This window comes from Kribbella sp. NPDC051620, from assembly GCF_044453825.1.
Classification (GTDB): Bacteria; Actinomycetota; Actinomycetes; order Propionibacteriales; family Kribbellaceae; genus Kribbella.
Genome location: NZ_JBITDB010000005.1, coordinates 859,102 through 881,153 on the forward strand (window position 1 = coordinate 859,102; position 22,052 = coordinate 881,153).

General features: G+C 68.3%; 18 protein-coding genes. 6 read left to right on the top strand and 12 right to left on the bottom strand.

Translation table 11 applies throughout. The features are described 5' to 3' along the window. The first annotated feature begins 53 nt into the window (after window positions 1-53). Window positions 54-938, top strand: a complete 885-nt coding sequence (locus tag ACIA12_RS28855; RefSeq protein WP_396370212.1) for a Gfo/Idh/MocA family protein — start codon at window positions 54-56, stop codon at window positions 936-938. Here the strand turns inward: ACIA12_RS28855 and ACIA12_RS28860 are convergent. Both ACIA12_RS28860 and ACIA12_RS28865 read right to left on the bottom strand, forming a co-directional pair. Next, window positions 922-3,234, bottom strand: a complete 2,313-nt coding sequence (locus ACIA12_RS28860; protein WP_396370214.1) for a PQQ-binding-like beta-propeller repeat protein — start codon at window positions 3,232-3,234, stop codon at window positions 922-924. The two genes, ACIA12_RS28855 and ACIA12_RS28860, sit on opposite strands and share 17 nt — an antisense overlap. Before the next feature lie 22 nt (window positions 3,235-3,256). Continuing rightward, window positions 3,257-3,571, bottom strand: coding sequence for an ArsR/SmtB family transcription factor (locus ACIA12_RS28865; RefSeq protein WP_396370216.1), 315 nt, complete (start codon window positions 3,569-3,571; stop codon window positions 3,257-3,259). Window positions 3,572-3,662: 91 nt separating this feature from the next. Between ACIA12_RS28865 and ACIA12_RS28870 the strand changes: the two genes are divergently transcribed. Continuing rightward, complete coding sequence (locus tag ACIA12_RS28870) at window positions 3,663-4,853, top strand: MFS transporter (protein WP_396370217.1); 1,191 nt, start codon at window positions 3,663-3,665, stop codon at window positions 4,851-4,853. Here the strand turns inward: ACIA12_RS28870 and ACIA12_RS28875 are convergent. Genes ACIA12_RS28875 through ACIA12_RS28885 form a run of 3 tightly spaced genes read right to left on the bottom strand, consistent with a single transcriptional unit; the run spans window position 4,850 to window position 8,594 of the window. Then, entirely contained in the window at window positions 4,850-5,722 is an 873-nt protein-coding gene (locus ACIA12_RS28875) for an RNA polymerase sigma-70 factor (RefSeq protein WP_396370219.1), read from the bottom strand. The two genes, ACIA12_RS28870 and ACIA12_RS28875, sit on opposite strands and share 4 nt — an antisense overlap. A gap of 16 nt (window positions 5,723-5,738) precedes the next feature. Beyond that, entirely contained in the window at window positions 5,739-7,748 is a 2,010-nt protein-coding gene (locus ACIA12_RS28880) for a HelD family protein (RefSeq protein WP_396370221.1), read from the bottom strand. 48 nt (window positions 7,749-7,796) lie between these two features. Then, window positions 7,797-8,594: a phosphatase PAP2 family protein gene (locus tag ACIA12_RS28885; RefSeq protein ID WP_396370222.1), complete on the bottom strand. Its 798-nt coding sequence runs from the start codon at window positions 8,592-8,594 to the stop codon at window positions 7,797-7,799. 375 nt (window positions 8,595-8,969) lie between these two features. Here ACIA12_RS28885 and ACIA12_RS28890 point away from each other — a divergent pair, with 375 nt between their 5' ends. Beyond that, window positions 8,970-9,416, top strand: coding sequence for an NTP transferase domain-containing protein (locus ACIA12_RS28890; protein ID WP_396370439.1), 447 nt, complete (start codon window positions 8,970-8,972; stop codon window positions 9,414-9,416). 707 nt (window positions 9,417-10,123) lie between these two features. Here ACIA12_RS28890 and ACIA12_RS28895 read toward each other — a convergent pair. Further along, window positions 10,124-11,764 carry a DNA repair helicase XPB gene (locus ACIA12_RS28895; protein WP_396370223.1) on the bottom strand — a complete coding sequence of 547 codons (1,641 nt, stop codon included), beginning with the start codon at window positions 11,762-11,764 and terminating at the stop codon, window positions 10,124-10,126. Window positions 11,765-11,951: 187 nt separating this feature from the next. On the opposite strand from ACIA12_RS28895, the gene ACIA12_RS28900 reads away from it, so the two are divergent. Next, window positions 11,952-12,164, top strand: a complete 213-nt coding sequence (locus ACIA12_RS28900; RefSeq protein ID WP_396370225.1) for a hypothetical protein — start codon at window positions 11,952-11,954, stop codon at window positions 12,162-12,164. An 11-nt stretch (window positions 12,165-12,175) separates the two neighbouring features. Here ACIA12_RS28900 and ACIA12_RS28905 read toward each other — a convergent pair whose 3' ends face one another. Beyond that, window positions 12,176-12,799: a carbonic anhydrase family protein gene (locus ACIA12_RS28905; protein ID WP_396370226.1), complete on the bottom strand. Its 624-nt coding sequence runs from the start codon at window positions 12,797-12,799 to the stop codon at window positions 12,176-12,178. A 104-nt stretch (window positions 12,800-12,903) separates the two neighbouring features. Here ACIA12_RS28905 and pepN point away from each other — a divergent pair, with 104 nt between their 5' ends. Then, window positions 12,904-15,471, top strand: a complete 2,568-nt coding sequence (pepN, locus tag ACIA12_RS28910) for an aminopeptidase N (protein ID WP_396370227.1) — start codon at window positions 12,904-12,906, stop codon at window positions 15,469-15,471. 14 nt (window positions 15,472-15,485) lie between these two features. Here the strand turns inward: pepN and ACIA12_RS28915 are convergent, their stop codons facing one another. Both ACIA12_RS28915 and ACIA12_RS28920 read right to left on the bottom strand, forming a co-directional pair. Beyond that, entirely contained in the window at window positions 15,486-17,774 is a 2,289-nt protein-coding gene (locus tag ACIA12_RS28915; RefSeq protein ID WP_396370229.1) for a helicase-associated domain-containing protein, read from the bottom strand. A 58-nt stretch (window positions 17,775-17,832) separates the two neighbouring features. Continuing rightward, on the bottom strand, window positions 17,833-18,630 hold the full coding sequence (locus ACIA12_RS28920) for a GNAT family N-acetyltransferase (RefSeq protein ID WP_396370231.1): 798 nt from the start codon (window positions 18,628-18,630) through the stop codon (window positions 17,833-17,835). An 80-nt stretch (window positions 18,631-18,710) separates the two neighbouring features. Between ACIA12_RS28920 and ACIA12_RS28925 the strand changes: the two genes are divergently transcribed. After that, on the top strand, window positions 18,711-19,487 hold the full coding sequence (locus ACIA12_RS28925) for an alpha/beta fold hydrolase (protein ID WP_396370233.1): 777 nt from the start codon (window positions 18,711-18,713) through the stop codon (window positions 19,485-19,487). Window positions 19,488-19,494: 7 nt separating this feature from the next. Here the strand turns inward: ACIA12_RS28925 and ACIA12_RS28930 are convergent, their stop codons facing one another. The 3 genes from ACIA12_RS28930 to ACIA12_RS28940 all read right to left on the bottom strand — a co-directional run bounded on the left by ACIA12_RS28930 (window position 19,495) and on the right by ACIA12_RS28940 (window position 21,975). Further along, window positions 19,495-19,872 (bottom strand): DUF427 domain-containing protein, encoded by a 378-nt coding sequence (locus ACIA12_RS28930; protein ID WP_396370235.1) that lies wholly within the window; start codon window positions 19,870-19,872, stop codon window positions 19,495-19,497. Window positions 19,873-19,940: 68 nt separating this feature from the next. Continuing rightward, window positions 19,941-20,732: a metallophosphoesterase gene (locus ACIA12_RS28935; RefSeq protein WP_396370236.1), complete on the bottom strand. Its 792-nt coding sequence runs from the start codon at window positions 20,730-20,732 to the stop codon at window positions 19,941-19,943. Between the two features lie 7 nt (window positions 20,733-20,739). Continuing rightward, window positions 20,740-21,975, bottom strand: coding sequence for an Nramp family divalent metal transporter (locus ACIA12_RS28940; RefSeq protein WP_396370238.1), 1,236 nt, complete (start codon window positions 21,973-21,975; stop codon window positions 20,740-20,742). Window positions 21,976-22,052 lie beyond the last annotated feature (77 nt).

Consider the following 22,052-nt stretch of genomic DNA (forward strand, 5'->3'; position numbering starts at 1 on the left):
TCCCGGTTAGGGTCGTGGCCAAAGCGATATCGGCTCGTCACAAGGGAGACACCATGCGGTTCGGATTGGTCGGAACCGGGCCGTGGGCGCATTTGACGCAAGGGCCGGGCTTGAAGGATGCCGATGACGTCGAATTGGTGGGTGTCTGGGGCCGGAACGAGGACAAAGCGAAGGCATTGGCTGCTGATCTAGGGGTCACGGCCTACACCGATTACGCAGAGTTACTCGCCGACGTGGACGCGCTTGCTTTCGCGGTACCTCCGAACGTGCAGGCGTCGATGGCGCTCGAGGCCGCGGCGGTCGGCAAGCATCTGCTGCTCGACAAGCCGGTGGCCGACTCGCTGGACGACGCCCGGGCGCTGGCCGAGGAGGTAGCCAACGAGGGCATCGCCTCGGTGGTCTTCTTCACCGGACGGTTTCAGCCGGAGACCCGGGCGTTTTTCGACCAGACCCAGCGGACCGGCGGTTGGAAAGGTGGCTGGGCGCGGATGCTCGCTTCGCTCGACGCACCCGGTAACCCCTTTGGTGGGTCGGCGTGGAGGCGGGAGGCGCGTGGGGCGCTGTGGGATGTCGGGCCGCATGCGCTGTCCAACCTGATCGGTCTGCTCGGCCCGATCGAGGACCTGCGCGCGGTAGGTGGTGAAGGCGACCTCGTGCACCTCGTCCTCACCCACGAGTCCGGTGCGACGAGTACTGCGAGCTTGACGCTGTCGGCGCCACCGGAGGGCAGCAGCTTCGAGACCGCCGTCTGGGGAGAGACCGGCACGGCGATCCTGCCGGACGCCGAGACCACGGCCGTCGAAGCCTTCGCTTTGGCCGCTACTGAGCTAGTTGCCGCCGCCGAGTCGGGCGACTCACACCCGGTCGACGTGGCATTCGGCACCCGAGTCGTAGAACTTCTTTCCAACGCCGAGTCTCAACTCAGTGCAGGGCGATGACGCCGGCTGGGCCTGAGGTGAGAACCAGGTTGCCGATGGCTACCGGGTCTCGGCTGCAGGAGATGCCGGTGGGGAGGGCGATTCGGCGGAAGCCGGTGCTGTCGATGATGTTGGCCGCGCAGCCTCCCGAGCTGCTGCCGCCCAGCGACACGACCCGGCCGTCCGCGGTCACGGCGACCCGGCTCCTCGGGTCCACCGGCGCGGTGGTCTGCCAAGCGGTCTGACCGGTCTGTGCGTCGATCGCAGTGACCACCGTCTTGGTGTTCTGCTGGCTCTCCGGTCCAGGGCAGTCCACGACGATCAGCAGCCGCCCGGCCGACTTCAGCAGCGTCCGGCAGGACCAGTTCGCCGGTACCGGCCACCGCCACTTCGTCTCGCCGGTACGCGGCTCGATGGCCACCAGTGCGACCGGTACGTCGGAATCGCCGCCCGGCTCGGCCACCACGACCAGCCCGCCGACCACGACCGGCCGTCGGTACATGTCGGTCGGCGACTTGCTCCAGAGCTTCTTGCCGCTCTTCAGGTCCAGCCCGGCCATCTCGTCGGGCTCGCTGCCACAGCTGTGCCCGAGGAACGCCACCACGGTCTGCGAGGTCGCAACGGCCCCGATGTCAGTGCAGCGGCCGGGCTCGAAGGTCCACCGGCTGCCGCCGTCCGGATCGACCCCATAGAGCTTGTCGGAGCCACGTGCGACCCGCTGGCCGGTCAGCAGCGGGTCGGCCTGCTGGATGCTGTGGTCCCGCGTACTACCCGGCCAGGCCGCCTTGCGCTTGCCGGTGTTCGCGTCCAGCAGCAGGTAGCCGACGTCGGCGAACTCGGCCAGCACGTACTCACCATTGCCAGTGGCGACGATGTCCGGCTTCTCATCAGAGTCGGACCGGCTGTAGCGCCATCGCAGCTCCCCGGTGGCGGCGTCCAGCATCTCCACCACGCCGCTCTGCCGCGGTACAGCGATCCCGTACTTCGTCCCGACGGCCTCCTCGGCGCCAGCGCTGGTCAGAGCCCGGCTGACCCAGGTGACCCCGCCGTCGAGCAGCGACGCGGGCATCTGCCCAGCCGGCCCGTGTGGACCTTCCGACCGCTCGTTGGAGCCCAGTACGTACCCCCTGGCGATCGGCTGCACGACCAGTAGGAGCAGCAGCGCGATCACCCCCGGTACTGCGAGCCACGAGAGCTGCTGGCCGAGGTTCCGGGTCGGCAGGAACCGGGCGTTTCTGGTCCGTAGTAGCGAGGCGACCAATGCCGCAGTACCGGCTAGGAGGAGTAGTAGAAGGGCGGAGATGACCAGTGGAACGCGGAGGCCGACACCGACGGCAGGGTTGGTCACTGGGACCTTCGCCCAGGCGACCAGCAGTCCGGTGACCGCGACGGCCACCACCGTGCCAGCGATCAGCCTTGCGCGTTGACTCGCGCTGCGGGACGTCCTGAAGAGCAGTGGCGCGCAGAAGAGTGAGAACACAGCCAGAGCGACTGGCGGCCAACCCGCCTCGGGCTCAACCGTCGGCACCTGCCAAGGAGCTCCAGCGGCGGCTATCGAGGCCACGGCCGCCGCAATCGCCGAGAAGGTGGCAGTAGCGGCCAGAGCAGCCTGCTGCCAACCACGCCAGGGCGCTGGTAGTTCGCTGTCGAGCCCGTTGAGCTCGGCTTCCAGGTTGGCGCGGGCGAGCGCCCCCATTCGCTGGCGAGCCAGTTGAGTTCGGTAGAGATGCCCGTCGAGCAGGACCCGCACTTCGTCGTACCGGCGTCCGATGGCGGCAGTGCGGTCGCCCGCGTCCCGGCGTACCTCGGACGCGTGGGCGGCGTAGCGGGCCGGAGCCGTCGCCAGGATGCCGTTGACCGCATCGAGCAGGACATCGCCGTTGGCGTCGCGTCGGGGCGGTGCGTAGGAGTCGGTCGGGGGAGTGGCCAGCTTGCCGGTGAGCCGGACCAGCCGGGCCACCTCGGCGATGCGGATCGGGTCCACGCCGTACGCCGGCAGTGTCTGCTCCACCAAGCGGGCCGACGACTCCGCGTCCTCGGCGGGCCCGCCACCGGGCTGGTGCACGGCCCGATGGAACCAGGCTGCCAGCCGGACCGACGTCGGATCGGTGCTCAGCTGGATCAGGGAGTCGAGAGCGTCCAGGACGGCTTCGAGGTACTGATCGCGATAGGCCCGCCGGTTCCGCTCGACGTAGCGCGCGACGAGATCGTCCGCCAGCGGCGCAGAGCCGGGCAGCAGCTCGTTCCACCGTTCACGCAGGACCACCACCGCCACAGTCTGCCAGCCCGACCACAACGGTGACCGCTCGATCGGCACACCTCTGCCTTGCGGTTGCCGATCAGCGCCGTGCGGCGAGGATTCCGTTGAGCAGACCGGGGTAGAGCTCCTCCAGGTCTTCGCGCCTCAGCTTGCTGATTCGGCGGGTGCCCTCGGTGTGGGTGGACAGTACGCCTGCCTCACGCAGCGTGCGCAGGTGGTGAGCCCGGGTCGACGCCGTCACGGGCAGCTCGATCTCGCCGCAGGCGATGCCTTCGGGGACGTCCGCCAGGGCCCGGACGATCTGCAGCCGGACGGGCTCGCCCAGTGCCTGCAAGACGGCCTCGACCCGGATCTCCTCGCGGTCGGGCTGTGGCAGGGCTTTCGAGGTGCTCATGGGTCCATAGTACGACGCCGGTCGAACTTCGACGACAATCGTAGTACGATCTACATCGAACAAGCCTCTGAGTCTTCTGGAAGGTCGTTTCATGTCCGCACGGATCTACCTGCTGGCCGCCGGCGCCTTCGCCGTCGGCACCAGCGCGTACGTCGTGTCCGGGGTGCTGCCCGCCGTCAGTTCCGAGCTGCACGTCTCGCTGACCGCCGCGGGCCAGCTCGCCACTGCCTTCGCCCTCTCGTACGCCGTCGGCGCGCCGCTGCTGTCGACCCTGACCGGCCGCTGGGAGCGCCGCACGCTGCTGATCGCCGCGCTGCTGCTGGCCGCGCTCGGCAACGGGATCGCGGCGATCGCGACGAACTACCCGATCCTGATCGTCGGCCGGATCGTGGCGGCCTTCGGCGCTGCCGCCTACACGCCCGCGGCGACACTGTTCGCGACCAAGTTCCTGCCGCCCGAGGAGCGGGGACGAGCCGTGGCCGTGGTGTTCGGCGGATTGACCTTCGCGCTCGTTCTCGGCGTACCGGCGGGGAGTCTGCTCGGCGACAGCCTCGGCTACCGCGGGGTGTTCGCCTTGATCGCCGCTGTCTGCCTCGTGGTCACGCTGGCAGTCCGGTCCGCACTACCGACAGTCGAGGCGCCCGAGGCGGTGAGCCTGCGTGAGCGCTTCGCCGGTCTGACGGATCGCCGCGTGCAGACCGTCCTGGCGATGACCGTGCTCGCGGTACTGGCGACCATGAGCGTCTTCATCTACGTAGTACCGCTGCTGGCCGAGACTGCCCACCTCAAGGGCGGCACTGTCAGCGTGCTGCTCCTCGTGTACGGCGTAGGCGCAGTGCTGGGCAACCTGGTCGGTGGTCGCGCCACTGACCGCTTCGGCAGCCTGCGGACTCTGACTGTCACCCTCACCGGCTTCACCGCGGTCATCGCCACTCTGACCTTGACCGCCACCACAGTGGCCGGCGCGGCCGTCGCACTCTTCGTGTGGAGCCTCTTCACCTGGGCGTTCAACCCACCGATCCAGAACCTGCTCCTGGAGATGGGTGAAGGCGGCGGGCTCCTGCTGGCCATGAACGCGTCCGCGATCTACCTGGGTGCAGGCCTGTCCGCCGTGGTCGGCGGCGTGATCATCAACCTGGTAGGGGTACAGATGCTGCCGCCCATCGCCGCAGTACTCGGCCTGCTCGTCATCGGCCTCCTGGTGACGCTCTGCCGCAACCCTGCGCTGCAGCAGATCGAGCACCTTGAAGAGGATACCGAGTACGTGACCGAAGCCGCCTAGCTGAAGGACAGGTGGGCCAGCTTCTCGGGGTTGAGCATCCACTGGATCTGGTCGATGCCGTCGGCCGAGGCGCTGATGCTGATGGCGACAAAGGTCTCGCCGTCGCGAGAGGCCACCGCGGACCAGCCGCCGTTGGCCTCCACGAAGGTGAGCTCCGAGCCGGTCCAGAAGGTGCCCGAGAAGGCGACCGTGACCTTCGCGATGACGTCGGCGCCGAGCAGTTGGACCTTGGTGGCGCGGACGATGCCACCGCCGTCGGAGTAGCTCACGGCGTCGGTGGCGAGCAGCTCGACCAGGGTCGCCAGGTCACCCTCCTGAGCGGCAGCCATGAAGGCTGCCAGCAGCTTGCGCTGCTCGTCCTTGTCGACCGGCTCGCGCCGCTCCTCCGCGAGCCGCTTGCGGGACCGGCTGACCAGCTGGCGGACGTTGGCCTCGGACAGCTGGACGATGTCGGCGATCTGGTCGTACGGGTAGTCGAAGGCCTCACGCAGGATGTACGCCGCCCGCTGAGTCGGCGACAGCTTCTCCAGCAGTACCAGCATGGCCAGCTCCAGCGCCTCACCGCGCTCGGCCCCCAGCGTCGGGTCGGCGCTGGTGTCGACCGGCTCCGGCAGCCACGGCCCGACATAGGTCTCTCGCCGGGCCCGGGCCGACTGGCTGGCGTTGATCGCCAGCCGGGTCGTCGTGGTGGCGAGGAACGCGGCCGGTTCCCGGACCGTACTGCGGTCGTAGGCCTGCCACTTGAGCCACACGTCCTGGACCAGGTCCTCGGCCTCCTGGACGCTGCCGAGCATCCGGTAGGCGATCCCGAACAGCCGGGGCCGTACCCGGCCGAAGTCGACAGCAGCCTCGTCCAGGTCAGTAGTCACGCACCCCAGCCTACGATCAGCGTTCCAATACCTCGGGCAGGTCCTCGCTGTGCAAGACCGCCAGCGAGGTGACCGCACGCGTCAGGCAGACGTAGAGGCGGCGCAACCCCGTCCGCTCGTCCGCCTCGCCGGCGACGATCCCAGCGGGCTCCACCAGCACCACGTGGTCGAACTCGAGACCCTTGGCCAGCCCGGCCGGTACTACGTCCACGTGGGCCTCGACGTCGTCCTCGTCGCCCAGTACCGCGTAACTCACCCCCCGGCTCTCCAGAGCCTTCCGAGCGGCCGGGACCAGCACGTCAGGCACGATCAGCCCGATCGAACCGGGCCGGTCCATCACCCGGCTGACCGTCTCGACAGCGGCCGCCATGCTGTCGGGCACCCGTGTGATGTCCAGCTCACCGCGGGACCGCCGTACCGCGGTAGGCGGGGTCAGGTGGGGTGCGATCTGTGGGAGGAGCCGCGCGGCGTACTCGATCACCTGGCCCGGTACGCGGAAGCCTGCGGTCAGCTCCTCGGTGTGGGCGCCACTCTTGCCCAGGTGTGCGAGTGCCTCGTCCCAGGAGGGTGTCGCCCACGGGGTCGTGCCCTGGGCGATGTCGCCGAGCACTGTCATCGAGCCGGTCGAGCACCGGCGTCCTACTGCCCGGAGTTGCATCGCGGACAGGTCCTGCGCCTCGTCCAGTACTACGTGTCCCAGGCTGGGCGTCCGGTCGACCAGGTCTGCGATCTCATCGATGAGGGTGGCGTCGGCAACCGACCACTTGGCGGCTCCTGCGGACCGGGGAGCCTTCTCCCAGAGCAGGAGCGCCTGCTCGTCCTCGGTGAGGATCCCTGCTGCGTGCTCGGCCAGTAGCTCGGCGTCGGTGAACAGCTGGAACAGCAGCTTGGCCGGGTCGATCGCCGGCCACAGCGCGTCGGCGTACTGTTTCACGGGTCGGCTACGGGCCACCGAGTCCTGCACGCGGTCGTCGGGGGAGTCACCGGCCGCTTCCATCCGGAGTAGGACGGCATGCGCGAGTCGCTGCGGCAGCATGGCCCGGCCGGCGCCGTACCGGACTCCGCGGGTCCGCAGCTCGTTGACCAGCTCTTCAGCCTGGTACGCCGCTACCCGCCATCGGTGGGATCCCCTAGGGACTACTAGGGGTTCCTTGGGTAGCTGGACCTGGGACCAGACCGCCCGGTGCAGTACTTCGGCCAGCCGCGCATCCCCCTTGAGTACGTCCAGCGCGGCCGGGCCAGGCCCGGCCACCTTCACCCGGGCGACCATCTCCTCGACCGTCGTCTGCTTGGCCTCGATCTCGCCCAGTGCGGGGAGCACGTCGCCGATGTAGCGCAGGAAGCTCGCGTTGGGGCCGACCACGAGGACACCCGACCGGCTGAGCTGGTCGCGGTACGCGTAGAGCAGGTACGCGGCCCGGTGCAGACCCACTGCCGTCTTACCGGTGCCCGGCGCGCCCTGGACGCAGATGGTCTCCTCGACGCCGGCGCGGACGATGACGTCCTGCTCGGGCTGGATGGTGGCAACGATGTCGCGCATCGGGCCGGAGCGGGGACGCTCGATCTCTGCGTCCAGGATGTTGCTGTGCTGCTCGGGCGCGGCCGAGCTGGTCAGGTCCTCGTCTTCGAAGGCGGTCATCTCGCCGTGCGTGAAGCCGAACCGGCGGCGCATCCCGACGCCCATCGGCTCGGTCTTGCTGGCCCGGTAGAACGGCACCGAGATGTCGGCCCGCCAGTCCACCACGAGCGGCTCGCCGGCCTCGTCGTTCACGTGCCGGCGACCGATGTGGAAGGTCTCCTCGACCGGTTCGAGGTAGTCCAGCCGGCCGAAGAACAGTGGTACGTCGGGGTCGTCCTCGAGCTCCTTCATCCGCCGCCAGATCGCGGCCTTGAGGAACTCGGTGTTGACCGGGTCGGCGCTGGCGATCTCCAGCGATCCGGTCTTCTCGCGCATCACCGCCAGCGCGGCGCGCGACGTACTGAGGTAGGTCTTCTCGGCCTGAAGGATGGGGTCGTCGGGGGGCATGCAGGGACCTCCGCACAAGCGGTCGAGGGTCGGGGAAGCCCCGTCACGTTACTTGAGAGCAAGCTCCCGAGCGACTGATTTATCCACGACCGGCCTGTCGGCATGCAACCCGGGCCGGAGCAGCACCGGAAGGGTGATGCCGAGCAGGATCAGGACGACGATGCCGTCGAGCCAATAGTGGTTCGCCGTCATGACCACCACGGCGAAGGTGATGATCGGGTGCAGGAGCCACAGCCAACGCCATTTGCTCCGGGTGATCAGGATCATCGACAGGGCGATCAGGGCGGCCCAGCCGACGTGCAGGCTCGGCATCGCGGCGAACTGGTTGGCCGGCCCGCCCGAGGCGTCCGGTCCGTAGACCGACTGGCCGAACCGCAGGCCGGTGTCGACGAAGCCCGGCATCATCCGCGGCGGGGCGAGCGGGAACAGGATGTGCCCGATCAGCGCCAGGCCGGTCAGCGCGACGATCGTCCAGCGCACGTTCGAGTAGGCCTTGGGGCGCCAGATGCTCAGCCAGATCAGCACCGCGCCGGTCAGCGGCGCGTGTACTGAGGCGTAGTACAGGTTTGCTCCCTCGACCAGATGGGGGACCTGGAGCGCGGCGTGCTGGATCGATGCCTCATCGGGCAGATGCAGCCAGCGCTGGAAGGAAAGTACTTCGCGAGCGTGGTCGAAGGCCGAGCCGGTGTGCTTGGCGGCGAACTGCCGGCCGGCGCTGTAGACACCGAACATGGTCGCCAGCAGGACTACTTCTCGCACCACCCGCCACAGCACCGGCGCCGCCCCCGATGGGGCGCGCCCCCGCTCACCAGCCAGTTCCACCTGCTCCAGTGCGTGTGTCCCCATACCCCTCGACGGTACCGGTCAAAGCCTCCGGAATGGCCCAGGCAGAACCCTGATGTTGCCCTGGGCAACCCCTGGGACACGCTTCGTGACCGCCCCGTCACCCCCCAATCCGCCGTTGTCTGCCTTCTATTACGCAACCCGGCAGACCGCCGGTCCATTCCTTTTCCCCTCAGCCCTTCACCGCCACGGCGCCGAGACCTCCTGACCACCCTCAAATCCGGCACGCCACAGCCTTCGCCAACTCAATGAAGGCTGACTTCGTCCGCATCCGCATCAGACTGGGCGTATGACCCTCCTAGGCATCCTCCTATCAGCCGGGCCAGGCACCCGCCTGGGAATGCCCGCCGTCCTGATGCGTCACCCGGACGGCACACCCTGGGTCACCCGCACCGTAGACATCATGCGCGAGCCGGCTGCGGTTCCATCGCCGTGGTCGTAGGCGCGTCAGCCTCCGACGCCATCGCACTCCTGACCGATTCAGACGTGGTGATCGTCCAGTCCGACTGGATCATGGGCCTCTCCGCGTCGGTCCGCGTGGGCCTCTCCTGGGCCCTGACCCAAGATGCCGACCTCGCCCTGCTCCACATGGCCAACAAGCCCGACATCACCACCCCGGTACTACGCCGAGTGCTGGAGGCAGCCGGCACGGGCCGCACGGGCCTGGCGCGAGCATCCATAGCCGACCGCGCCGGCCACCCCGTAGTACTAGGCCGCGATCATTGGCGACCTGCCCTGGACGCAGCCCACGGCAACCGCTCAGCCGGCCCTTACCTCAAACGAGTCCCCTGCCCCCTGATCGCCTGCGACGACCTCCTCGGCTGACACGGAGGAACTGGCGACCTTGACCAGGGACAGATGACCGTGGCCAAGAATATCTTGTCCAAGTCCACCAGATGAGGTTCAAGGTCCTCGCAACCTCCCACCCCGCAGTAGCTCCAAGGGGGCATGGACGGTCGGCTGGAGGCTGCGTCGCCGTCGGCGGCTCGGCGGCGAGCAGGTTAACGGGCGCACGCCCCATCTCAGGAAGCCTCGGTGCCGCCTAGGACGCAAGGAGCCCTCCAGAGATCAAATCCGGAGGGCCGGAAACAAAGGTAGTTGTAAGTACTAGTAGGAATAGCAAATGCTTGACAGGGGGTGTGTTAGTTGTGCTTTGCGCAACCGGTTCGAGGGCGCTACCTTGATGTGAAGGACGGTCCGAGGTGTCCGCCCTATCCACTGATGGAGGGATTGGACAATGACCGGACAGGCATCGCCGAGAGGGCGACGCGACCCCCACCGCAAGGGTTCTTGGTTTCGGTGGAGCATTGGCTCGAAGAGCTTGTTGCGCCTGCTGGAGCTTGCGATCCGTGCTGTGGGGGCTGGATTGACCGGGTATCTCATCAAGCGGTTCTTCGAGTAGCCCGACGTGCCGAACGGCGGCCGCGGATGTTCCGCGGCCGCCGTTCGGCAATCTTTTCTGGATTGTACTGGTTCGGCGATTGCCGAAAATTTAATTCCCACCAGAACTACCCGTATTTCTTTACTGCAATTCAGGCGAAGAGGTTTTCGGCGTCGACGATGGTGTAGGCGTAGCCCTGTTCGGCCAGGAAGCGTTGGCGGTGGGCGGCGAATTCGGCGTCTACCGTGTCGCGGGCGACGATGGAGTAGAAGCGGGCCGTGCGGCCGTCGCCCTTGGGGCGGAGGACCCGGCCCAGGCGCTGGGCTTCTTCCTGGCGGGAGCCGAACGTGCCGGAGACCTGGACGGCTACCGAGGCTTCGGGGAGGTCGATGGAGAAGTTGGCCACCTTGCTGACGACGAGACGGTCGATCTCGCCGGTACGGAATGCCTGGAAGAGGCGTTGGCGTTCTTTGACGGTGGTTTCGCCTTTGATGACAGGGCATTCCAGGCGCTCACCCAGCTCGTCCAGCTGGTCGATGTACTGGCCGATCACCAGCATGGGCTCGCCCTTGTGGTGGTCGGCGATGCGGCGGACCAGGCGGGACTTGGCCGGCGTGGAGGCGGCCAGGCGGTAGCGGTCTTCGGGCTCGGCGGTGGCGTAGACGAAGCGCTCGGTCTGCTCCAGGTCCACCCGTACTTCGACGCAGTCCGCGGGCGCGATCCAGCCCTGCGCCTCGATGTCCTTCCACGGGGCGTCGTACCGCTTCGGCCCGATCAGCGAGAAGACGTCGCCCTCGCGGCCGTCCTCGCGGACCAAGGTGGCGGTCAGCCCGATCCGGCGGCGGGTCTGGAGATCGGCCGTCATCCGGAAGATCGGGGCCGGCAGCAGGTGCACCTCGTCGTACACGATCAGGCCCCAGTCGCGCGCGTCGAGCAGCTCCAGGTGGGTGTAGACGCCCTTCCGGCGGGTCGTCATCACCTGGTACGTCGCGATCGTCACCGGGCGGATCTCCTTGCGCGCACCGGAGTACTCGCCGATCTCGTCCTCGGTCAGGGTGGTCCGCTTGAGCAGCTCGTCCTTCCACTGCCGCGCCGAGACCGTGTTGGTCACCAGGATCAGCGTGGTCGCCGACGCCTGCGCCATCGCGGCCGCGCCGACGATCGTCTTGCCGGCGCCACAGGGCAGCACGACGACCCCGGAGCCGCCGTGCCAGAACGCGTCGGTCGCCTGCTGCTGGTACGGACGGAGGTCCCACCCATCTTTGACCAGGTCAATCTTGTGCGCCTCGCCGTCGACGTACCCGGCGAGATCCTCGGCCGGCCAGCCGATCTTCAGCAGCGTCTGCTTCAGGTGCCCGCGCTCCGACGGGTGCACCGCGACCGTGTCGTCGTCGATCCGCTCGCCGATCATCGGCTTGACCTTGGCGGAGCGCAGTACCTCCTCCAGGACCGGCCTGTCCGTCGTGACGAGGACCAGCCCGTGCTGCGGGTGCTTCTCCAGCCGGAGCCGCCCGTACCTGTCCAGCGTCTCCGCGATGTCGACCAGGAGCGAGTGGGGGACCGGGTACCGGCTGTAGCGCAGCAGTACGTCGATCACCTGCTCGGCGTCGTGTCCGGCCGCCCGGGCGTTCCACAACCCCAGCGGCGTCAGCCGGTAGGTGTGCACGTGCTCCGGTGCGCGTTCCAGCTCTGCGAAGGGAGCGATCGCCTTCCGGCAGTCGGTCGCCTCCGGATGGGCGGTCTCCAGCAACAACGTCTTGTCGGACTGAACAATCAACGGCCCGTCAGTCACTACAGCTTCTCCCGTCACCAGCTTCAGGCAGAAGACTCCACCCGACCCTCCATTGTGCCTCGTGGTGGCAAATGCCTCGATCCGATGCCGATCCACGGACCGAACGTTTGAACCAGGCCGAAGCTGGCAAGTAGTGCTGGCGGGTACAGCAATGTCGCCCACCGCATCCACCTGAAAGCAGCTCCCCGTGCCTAGCACCGACGCCACGACGACCACCACCCTTGAGCCGGCCGCTCCGGCTCAGCACGACCCAGAGACCCAGTACGACGCCGTACCGGCCGTGTACCGAGCCGTTGCCCGCCTGCGCGCTCGCTGGCTCACCCACCCCCGCCTGGCCGACCCGGCGCTGGCACTAGTCCTCCTCGGCCTCTCAGCAGCAGCCCTAGCCGCAGCCCGCTGACCCCCGCGCGCTTAGTTGGCCTGAGGACGGTAGCTGACCGTACGGCCGTTCAGCGGCTGCATCATGCGGCTGTCGCCGGCTGGGAAACGAAGCCGGAGGTTGTGCAGCGACGCGGCCTGGATCGACCGGTGACTCCTGAGGATCAGCCAGGACACCGGCTCGCTGTACGGCGGGATGGTCAAGGAGCCCTCGTACCGAAAGGTCGAGAGGTCGTCCGGCAACCCGGTCGCCAGGGCGGCTTGGGGGACGTACACGTCCGGCCCGCCCTCCTCCGGCACCGTGGCGAGCACCTGGTCCTGTACGGTCCCGCCCTTGCCGCCGGGCGTGAGGAACAGACCGATGACAAGCGCCTCGCCGTTCGGCCCGCTGTGCACGAAGTGCTGCTCCAACGGGAACTGCCGGCCGTCCAGCCGGTGCTCGGAGAAGGTGTGGAAGTGGAAGTTGACCAGGTCGTACCGCACCGCGCCGAGCATCACCCAGGCCGCGCCGGCCGGGATCGGGGCGAGCACTGTCCTGCCGCTGCCTTCGTACCGGAGGGACAGGTCGAGGGCGGGCGGGTAGTGGACTCGTAGGGCGGGCAGGCCTGGGCTGTTCACCGCATGGATGCTGTGGATGTTGATCGGACTCTGCGGCACGGCTGAAAGGTAGCCGACCGAAGGTGGCTGATTCGTCAGCCCACTTCCGCGCGGGTTCCGGTAATTCGATGTCCCGGGAATCCGTTTCGTGGGAAGGTGCGGAGGTGGCCGTCCTGAGTCTGACGCGCGCCGAAGCCGAGGAACGCGCCCGGCTACTGACCATCCAGCGGTACGACGTCGCCGTCGACCTCACCGACCTGCCCACCGGCACGCGGGTGGTCTGTACGTCGACGATCGCGTTCAGCTGCCATCAGCCGGGCGCGACGACGTTCGCCGACTGTGTCGCGGAGATCGAGAGCGCTGTCCTCAACGGGGTCGCGCTGCCGGCTGCTGTCGATGGGCGGATCGCGCTGACCGGGCTCGCGGCCGACAACGTGCTCGAAGTGACGACGGTGATCGCCGACAGCACGGCAGCGCAGGGCCTCCGCAAGGCTGTCGATCCGGCGGACGGGCGGGTGTACTTCTGGACCGACTTCCCGCCGGATGTCACCCGCTACGTGTGGGCCTGTTTCGACCAGCCCGACCTCAAGGCGCCGCACGCTTTTACAGTCACCGCGCCGGCCGACTGGCTCGTCCTGACCAACTCCGGCGACCCGCGGATCGAGACGGTCGCGGGCGGCCGGCGGTGGGCCTTTCCGCCGACCGCGCCGCTGTCGACGTACAACCTGGCAATCAACGCCGGCCCGTACTACGAGTTGCGTCGCGAGGGTGCCGGGCATGATCTCGGGCTGTTCGCGCGGCAGTCGCTGGCGCCGATTCTCGATCGCGACGCGGATGAGCTCTTCACGCTCACCACGCAGGGGCACGAGTTCTTCGCCGAGGTGTTCGGGATGGCGTTTCCGCAGCGGAAGTACGACCAGGTGTTCGCTCCGGAGTTCGCGGGGGCGATGGAGAACTACGGCTGCGTCACCTGGATGGACTGGTTCCTGCGGCGCAGTACGCCGACCAAGGCGGAGTGGGATCTCTTCTCGCGGTATCTGCTGCATGAGCTGGCGCACATGTGGTTCGGGAACATCGTCACGATGCGCTGGTGGGACGACCTGTGGCTGAACGAGGCGTTCGCCGAGTTCGCCAGCAACTGGGCGGCGGTCCGTGTCACCTCGTACTCCGACGCGTGGGCCGCCCACCTGGCCGGCGAAAAACTGAAGGCGTACCTGGTCGACCAGGGCCCGACCACCCATCCCATCCGCCAGCCCGTCGACAACGTGGCCGAAGGCGCCGCCACCTTCGACGCCATCACCTACCCCAAAGGCGCCTCAGTCCTCCAGCAGCTGATGACGTACGTCGGTGAAACCCCCTTCTCCAAAGGCCTCACCAAGTACTTCGCCAAGCACGCCTGGTCCAACGCCACCCTGGAAGACCTGATCGCAGCCATAGCCGGTGAGACGGATCGCGACCTGCACCGCTGGAGCGCCGGCTGGCTGGACCAGTCCGGCACCGACCGGCTGACGCTGGAACAGGACGACACTGGCTGGACATTGGTTGCCGAGGGCCCCAATGGCGAACCCCGGCCCCAAGTCCTCGCCATCGGGGCGTACCGCCGGCGAAGCCGCGACGTTGGCGGCGTCAACGCCGCATCCGTCCGCTCCGACGCCGCCCCAGCGAGCGTCGCTCCCACGACTGCCGTGCCCGCCAGCACCATCACCCCAGCCGATGCCGCCGCAGGCGGCGAGGCGCGAGCGTCGGCCGCGCTGGAGCGCATTGCGCTTGTTGAGGTGGAGGTGAGCGGTCGGCGCACCCGGGTGGAGTTGCCTGCTGGGGCTGACTTGTATCTGGTCAATGACGACGATCTGACCTTTGCTTCGACTCGGCCGGACATGAAGACCCGGGACAGCTTTTTCGCCGATGCTGCGGGGCTGCCGACGCCACTGGCGCGGGCTGTCGCGATCGCGACGGCTTGGGACATGTTGATCACCGGCGAGGCTACTGCGGCTGAAGCGGTGCGCTGCTTGACCGGCGTGGTGGCGGTGGAGACGTCCGAGTCGCTTGTGGAGCCGCATCTCAATCGGGCGGTAGACGCGGCGTTGCTCTGGAGTTCGGATGTGGCACGAGGTGAGCTTGCGGCTGAGGTGGCTGCGAGCTGTCGTACCCTCTCCGCCAACCCCCGCCTTCGCAAGGTCGCGCTCCGCGGTTTCGCGAGGACCGCCGCCGATCTCGACAGCGTCGGCTGGCTTCAGACCGAAGCGGGCGATGACGCCGACCTGCAATGGCGAGCACTGGTTCGCAAGGCGCAGCTCAACGCCGACACCACCGCCGAGGTGAACGCTCTGCTCGCCAAGGACCAGGATCCCGAGTCCTGGGTGAGTGAGCTCACCGTCCGCGCGGCGAAACCCGAGCAGGGCGAGAAGCAGGCGGTTTGGGAGCGGCTGGTGAATGAGCAGGACGTGCCGCTCGGCTCGTTGCATCAGGTGACGGCCGCGTTCTGGAGCCCGGGGCAGGACGAGCTGTTGAAGCCGTTCGTCGCCAAGTTCCTCCAGCTCGTCCCCGAGATCAGCAAGTGGGGACAGATGGCTGCGACGACCTACACCCGGACCCTCATCCCGGTCTTCGGGGTCGATACCGATTTCGCCGCGAAGATCCAGGCGCTGGCCGCGGACGCCGAGCCCGTGGTCCGCGCCAATCTGCTGGAGAAGACCGACCTGATCACCCGCATGCTGCGAGCGCGCGCCTGAGCTACTACTCGACGCTACTTCTCGACCGGCCGGGCCGTCGCGATCCGGTGCAGTGCGTACGTGCGCGGCTGATCGGCGTCTTCGTCGTACGCCGTGAGCCAGCCGTCCGCCACCCGCACCGGCTCGACGATCCGCTCGGCCGGCGTGCCATTGTGGTCGACGTACGAGATCCAAGTCCGCGTATGCGCCTCGGCCGCCTCGCTGAGCACGCTGATCGTCTCGGCCGGCGCGGTCGTGTCGCCCGAGGTGTGTTCAGCCGGCCGCTCGGCCGCGACCCGATCGCCCGAGCGGACCTTCTCGATGACCGCCTTGATCTGATCCTCGGTCAGGTCGAGAGCGTTGTCGGCGAAGTCCCGGCTGGTCCGCCGACGCGGCGGCTCACCCCGTCGATGCCCAGCCGCCGTCACGTGCACAACGCCATCAAAGGTCTCACCCAGCGGAGCCAGCCCCGCATCACGCAACCGCTCCAGCACCAGATCAGGCGGCGACGGCGACACGACCACGGTCGGCGCCAGCCGCCGGAAGCGGATGCCGGGCAGATTGGCGCTCAACAGCCCGGTCAGCACGTTCTCGTCATCACATCGCAGGTACGTCGACGCAGCGCCGATCCGTAGCACGCCATGCCGCCGCGCAATGTCGTCGATCAAGTAGGTCAACGGCTGCGGCACAGGAGTCCGCGAATGCTCAGCCAACCACTTGTGCAGCTGATCACTGGTCTTCCCGAGATCGAAAGCCCGTCGCACCGAGCTCTCACTGAAGCGGTAGACCCCACCGCCACCATGCGACTCCATGTCAGCCATGGAAGCCAATTCATCCTGTACTTCGCGCACGAGCGGCCCCGGCGCGACAGCAGTCAGATCAGCCTGCAGCAGCACCTCAGAGACCGGCTCCGGTACCAGCGGCTGGATAGCAGCCGCCAGCTCATCAGTGGTCGGCTCATCCTTCAGCAGCACGGCAGAGTGCGAAGCAAGCGTGCCCAGCCCAGTCAACCCGAGCAGAGCCGCCTCAGTGATGGTCCACTCGACCAGGTCATCCCGGAACTGCCCACCACGCCGCGGCCGATGCCACGCGACCCAGGTGACCACGGACTCAACAGCGGGCGCAGTACCTGGGGCAGCCTCCGACAGCGCCTTCAAGGTGAGCTGCCGGATCTCAGGAGCCAGCAGCCGCTCCAGGTCGGGCGCCAGCGCATTCACGAGTCGCTCACGAGCAGCAGCAGTCGCACCGCCGCTGTCCCGTCGGCCGATGAGTCCGATCGCCCGCAGCCCGGTGAACCAGGCGTGGACCAGTACGGCCCAGCGGTGCGCGGTGTCGAGCTCCAGCCAGTCGTCGTAGGCACCGGTGGGCAACCACATCTCGCTGTTGCCGACCTCGACGGCTGCAACTAGCCCAGCGGAGTACGCGACCTCCAGGACGGCTCCGGCGGTCTGCTCCTCGGCACCGATCTTGGTGGCGAGGGTGCGGAGTTCACGGACGCCGATGCCGCCAGTACGGAGTACCGGAGGCGGCTCTGTGCCTAGCTGTTCGAGGGTGCGGTCCACCTGGCGCACGAGGTCCAGTGCGGCTCCGGCGGCGGCACGGTCGGCTATGGCGTTGGATACCGGCTTGCCGTCCAGCGGGGGAGGAGTGGGCCGGGTAGAAGCCAGCACCCGGCCACCGCGCAGGTGCAGGCCGATCTGCCGGGGCAGCACGACAGTGGTCGCGTCCTTCGGTACTACGAGGCCGCGCGCCAGCAGTTGCTCGATCGGGGACCGCGCAGACGCGATAGTCACCGGGCGCTCGGCCTTCTCGACCGTACCTGTGGGCGGGCCCCAGGTGAGCTTGTCGAGCACCTCACGGGCTTCCGGGCCGGCGTCCTCGATCAGCTGGTCGAGATCGCCGAAGTGCCGGGTCGTGAGCGGTCCGAGGCCGGCCGGTGTCGGCCCGAGGAGCTCGTGCACGGCCCTGATCGGGCGCAGGTCGTCCTCGGTACCCCAGACCAGCGCGAGTGCGAGCAGCTCGGTCACCCGCGGCTGAACCACCTCGACCGGCTGGTCGACGCCCTTGGCCAGCGCCTCGACGTCCACCGGCTCGGTGAGCGCCGACAGCGCCTCCAGCAGGTCGACGCTGAACTCGTCGAGCCGGTTGATCGCGCGGGCCGCCGACGCGTTGGTCGTCGCCCGGGCCGCGAGCTGGCCGGTGTCGGCCGGAATCGGGGTCGCCAGGTCAGGCCGGTGCCGGAGCAACTGGCCGAGGGCAAGGTCGTCCCAGCCGCGCAGTGCCTCGGCGAGGGTACGGGGGCGGGTCCGCTCGGTATTGCTCATCCCTCCAACGGTATGCCCATTACCCCAACCCGAACGATTCCCGCCCCAACTCTTGTCGTTATTCAGCAGGTTCGGCGGCGCCGGCGTGGCCGATCCGGCGGAAGCCGACTCGCTCGTAGACGGCGGCCACCGCGTCGTCCTCGGCGGACAGCAGGACGAGCTCGACCCCGTTGGCGAAGGCGTGCTCGACCAGGCAGCTCGTGACCGCGGCGCCCAAGCCCTGTCGGCGCATGGCCGGCAGAGTCGCTACGCCGACGATCTCGCTGGTGTCGCCGACAGGTTGGTGCACGCCGCTGGCGACGATGCCCTGGTCGCCGGAGACGCCGGCGGTGATCGAGTAGCCCGCCTTGGCCCGTTCGACCAGGACTGCGACCTTCTCGTCGCTGGAATCGGCGGCGCTGGCGTCCCGCGCCTCGATTCCGCCCTCGCCGATCGCAGTACCGGGGGTACCGAAGGCCGTGTCGGCCACTGCACGGGCCTGCCGCAGTACGTCGGGGGAGGCAGGGAGGATGCGGCAGTCGAGGGTGGTGGTGACAGGGGTGAAGTCGGCTCGCTCCAGGACGAGCAGCGGGTACTCGTGGACCTCCAGCCCAGCCTCAGCAGCGGCCGGCCCGAGTGAGGGGCAGGTCTCGACCACCCACTCCAGGCTCAGCGGCAGCTTGAGTTCCTCGCAACGAGTCCGCAGCTCCTCGAGATCGGCGGCGGTGACGGTCGCACCCGACCCTGGCACCGGGCGAGCGTAGTACGGCCAGATCGTGGTGGACCGGAACAAGGTGAACGGCCCCACGTCCAGCGCCTCAGCCCCGGACAACGGAACAGCGTGCAGGTAGTCGTCGACTCTCGAGAGGTAAGTCATCACCGCGCAGTGAAGCAGCCCCCGGGTCCACCGACAACCGAATATGTCGAGAACCCCAGCACCGCTTCGACGTCACCGGCATGGACACCACACGCTCAGCCGACGGCACCACGATCGCCTACGACCGCTACGGCTCCGGTACGCCGCTCATCCTGGTCAACGGAGCCCTCTCCGACCGCAGCGGATCCCAGCCATTGGCCGAGGCCCTCGCGCCGGACTTCACCGTCATCTCGTACGACCGCCGAGGCCGCGGCGACAGCGGAGACACCAGCCCGTACTCCGTCGCCCGCGAGATCCAGGACCTCCGAGCGCTCATAGACGCGGTCGGCGGCAGCGCAGCCGTCTACGGGCACTCCTCAGGCGCAGCACTGACAGCAATTGCCGCCAGCAGCCTTCCCATCACCAGCGTCGTGTTGCACGAGCCGCCGTACGGACCGGACGACGAGGAGTCGCAGCAGCAGTCCGACGACGACGGCGCCGTCGTGCTACGCCTGCTCCGCGAGGGCCGTCGAACCGACGCCGTCGCCACCTTCCTCGCGATGGCCGGCATGCCGTCGGACGCTGCCACCGAATACGCAAGAACGCCCGGCATGGCCGAGGTCGCGCACACACTGGCCTACGACTTCGCCGTGATGGACCACGCGTCGAAGGGCGGAGTCGTGCCGATCAGCCTGCTCGAAGGCCTTCAGCAGCCCACGCTGGTGGTCGCCGGCTCGGCGAGTCCCCCGTTCATGGTCGACGCGGCACGATCCGTCGCCAAGACGGTCCAGAACGGCAGGCTCGTCGAGCTCGACGGGCAGCATCACGTAGTACCGGCGGAGGTGCTCGCGCCGGTACTCCGTGCCTTCCTCAGTTGACCCAGCCTCAGTCCGCGATGATCTCGATCGAGACGCGGTCGGGGTAGAAGGCGACGTGGTCGCGGATGTCGGCGACGGCGTCGTAGGGGTTCTCGTAGGTCCAGACGGCGTTCACGGTCTGCTCACCGCCGGGCAGGATGCTGAAGTAGTTGGCCTCGCCCTTGTAGGGGCAGTAGGTCTCGTTGTCGGTCCGCTGCAGCTGCGTCAGGTCGACGTCCTTGCGCGGGATGTACTGGGTGGCCGGGTAGTCGGCCTCCTGCAGGGACAGCGCGTCACGAGTGTCGGCGATCACCACACCGGCGACCTTGACGACCACCCGGTCCGGGTTCTTCTCGACCGTGATGGGGTGGTCGGGACCAGGGATCTTGACCGGCTTGTCAGACATGGCTCAGCTCCAAAGGGCGTGCGGCATCTACTTCAAGCGTCAACCACCCCCGGCGCCGGGGCATTCCGTCAGATCGGCAGCAGTTTGACGACCAGGCAGGGCCCGCCGTCGAAGGTGCCGCCGTCGATGCCGAGCGCCAGGCCGTCGGCGTACAGCAGCGGACCGGTCAGGTACGCCGGGTCGATGCCGAGCTGGTCGGCCACGATGCTGTGCCCGTGCACGATCCGGCGGCCGCCGAGCCGCTCGAGCAGTTCCGCCGCGATCACCGGGCCGGCCTCGCCGCGGAACGCGTACCGCGACGTCATCCGGCGCCAGATCTCCCACCAGATGGTGATCTCGTCGCTGTGCAGCTCGGTCCGGACATTCGCGTTGATCTCGTCGATGGAGTCACCCCAGGCGAGGTACTCCTCGGTGTCGGAGTGCATCAGCAGGTGGTCGGCGTCCAGCCCGAGCATCGGCCGGTCCAGCAGCCAGGCGACGTCGTCGTCGGTGAGCAGCTCCTGGTCGCGGTCCTGGCCGCCGTTCAGCGCCCAGCTGCGCTCGAAACTCCGCGACGTGATGCCCTCGTGCGGTACGAACGTGTCGCCGAACTTGCGCATCCCGAGCGCGAGGATCTCGTGGTTGCCGAGCAGCACCCGGACCTCGCCCTGGCCCGCCTCGGCCTGCGCCACCAGCCGGCGGACCAGCGCCAGTACGCCGACACCGTCCGGCCCGCGGTCGAAGAAGTCGCCCAGGAACCACAGCCGGACGTCCTGGTCCGACCAGTTGCCCTCGGCGTCGATCAGCCCGGCCTCCTGCAGCGCAGCGGCGAGCTTGTCCGGGTGACCGTGGATGTCGCTGACCGCGTAGACGCTGGTCACGCGCGGTTCACCCCCGCAGCGTCAGCACGATCAGTACGACGTTGAGGGCCGTGACGGCGGTTGCTACCAGGCATGCCAGGAGAGTAGTCGGCAACCGGTTGACAAGCTCACCCATGACGCGCCGGGAAGCCGTGAGACGTACCAAAGGCCACAGCGCGCACGGGATGCCGAAGCTCAGCACGACCTGCGAGACGACCAGCGCGCGGCTGGGGTCGATCCCGATCGCCAGGATGATCAGCGCCGGGGCCAGCGTGATGAGCCGCCGCGTCGCCAGCGGCACGTGCCGCTTCCAGAACCCCTCCAGGATGACGGAGCCGGCGTAGGTACCGACCGACGATGACGCGAAGCCCGACGCCAGCAGCGCGAGCGCGAACAACAGCGCCGCCGTATGACCGAGCCGATCGCCAATCGCGGCGTGGGCGGCGTCGAGCGAGTCGGCCCCGGTGCCCTTCAGCGCGGCGGCCGCGAGCACGACCATCGCCAGGTTGACCGCGCCGGCGAGCGCCATCGCGACCGCGACGTCCATCCGGGTCGCGCGCAGCACCCGTTGCTTGCCCTTCGCGGACCGGATCGATTTCCAGTGCCGGTCGGTGACCAGGGCCCCGTGCAACCAGATCGCGTGCGGCATCACCGTCGCGCCGAGCATGCCGGCCGCCAGCACGATCGATTGGGTGCCGTCCAGGCGCGGTACCAGACCGCCCACCACGCCCGACGCGGACGGATGCGACTGGAACGTCGACACCACGAACCCGACCAGTACCACCGCCAGCAACCCGACGATCGCCGCCTCGAACGGCCGCTGCCCGCGCTTCGACTGGTAGATCAGCAAGGCGAACGAGACCGCGCCGGTGATCAGGCCACCGAGCAGCAGCGGTATCCCGAACAGCAGGTTGAGCGCGATCGCGCCACCGACCACCTCGGCCAGGTCGGTCGCGACCGCCACCAGCTCGGCCTGCGCCCACAACCCGGTCGAGGTGGATCGCTTGAAGTGCTCCCGGCACAGCTGCGGCAGGGTCAGCCCGGTCGCGATGCTCGCCTTGGCCGCGAGGTACTGCACCAGCACGGCCATCAGGTTCGCGCCGACCACGACCCAGCAGAGCAGATACCCGTAGGTCGCGCCCGCGGCGATGTTCGTCGCGAAGTTGCCCGGATCGACGTACGCGACCGCCGCCACGAAGGCGGGACCGAGCAGCAACAGACCCGAACGATTCAGTTGTCGCCTGAGCGGAGCCGGTGCGTACATGGCTCGACCTTAGGTAGCGGACCCCGTTCCGTCATCTGCGCAAGCGTAGGAGAGTCGTCTCAATCTGAGACGGCGCC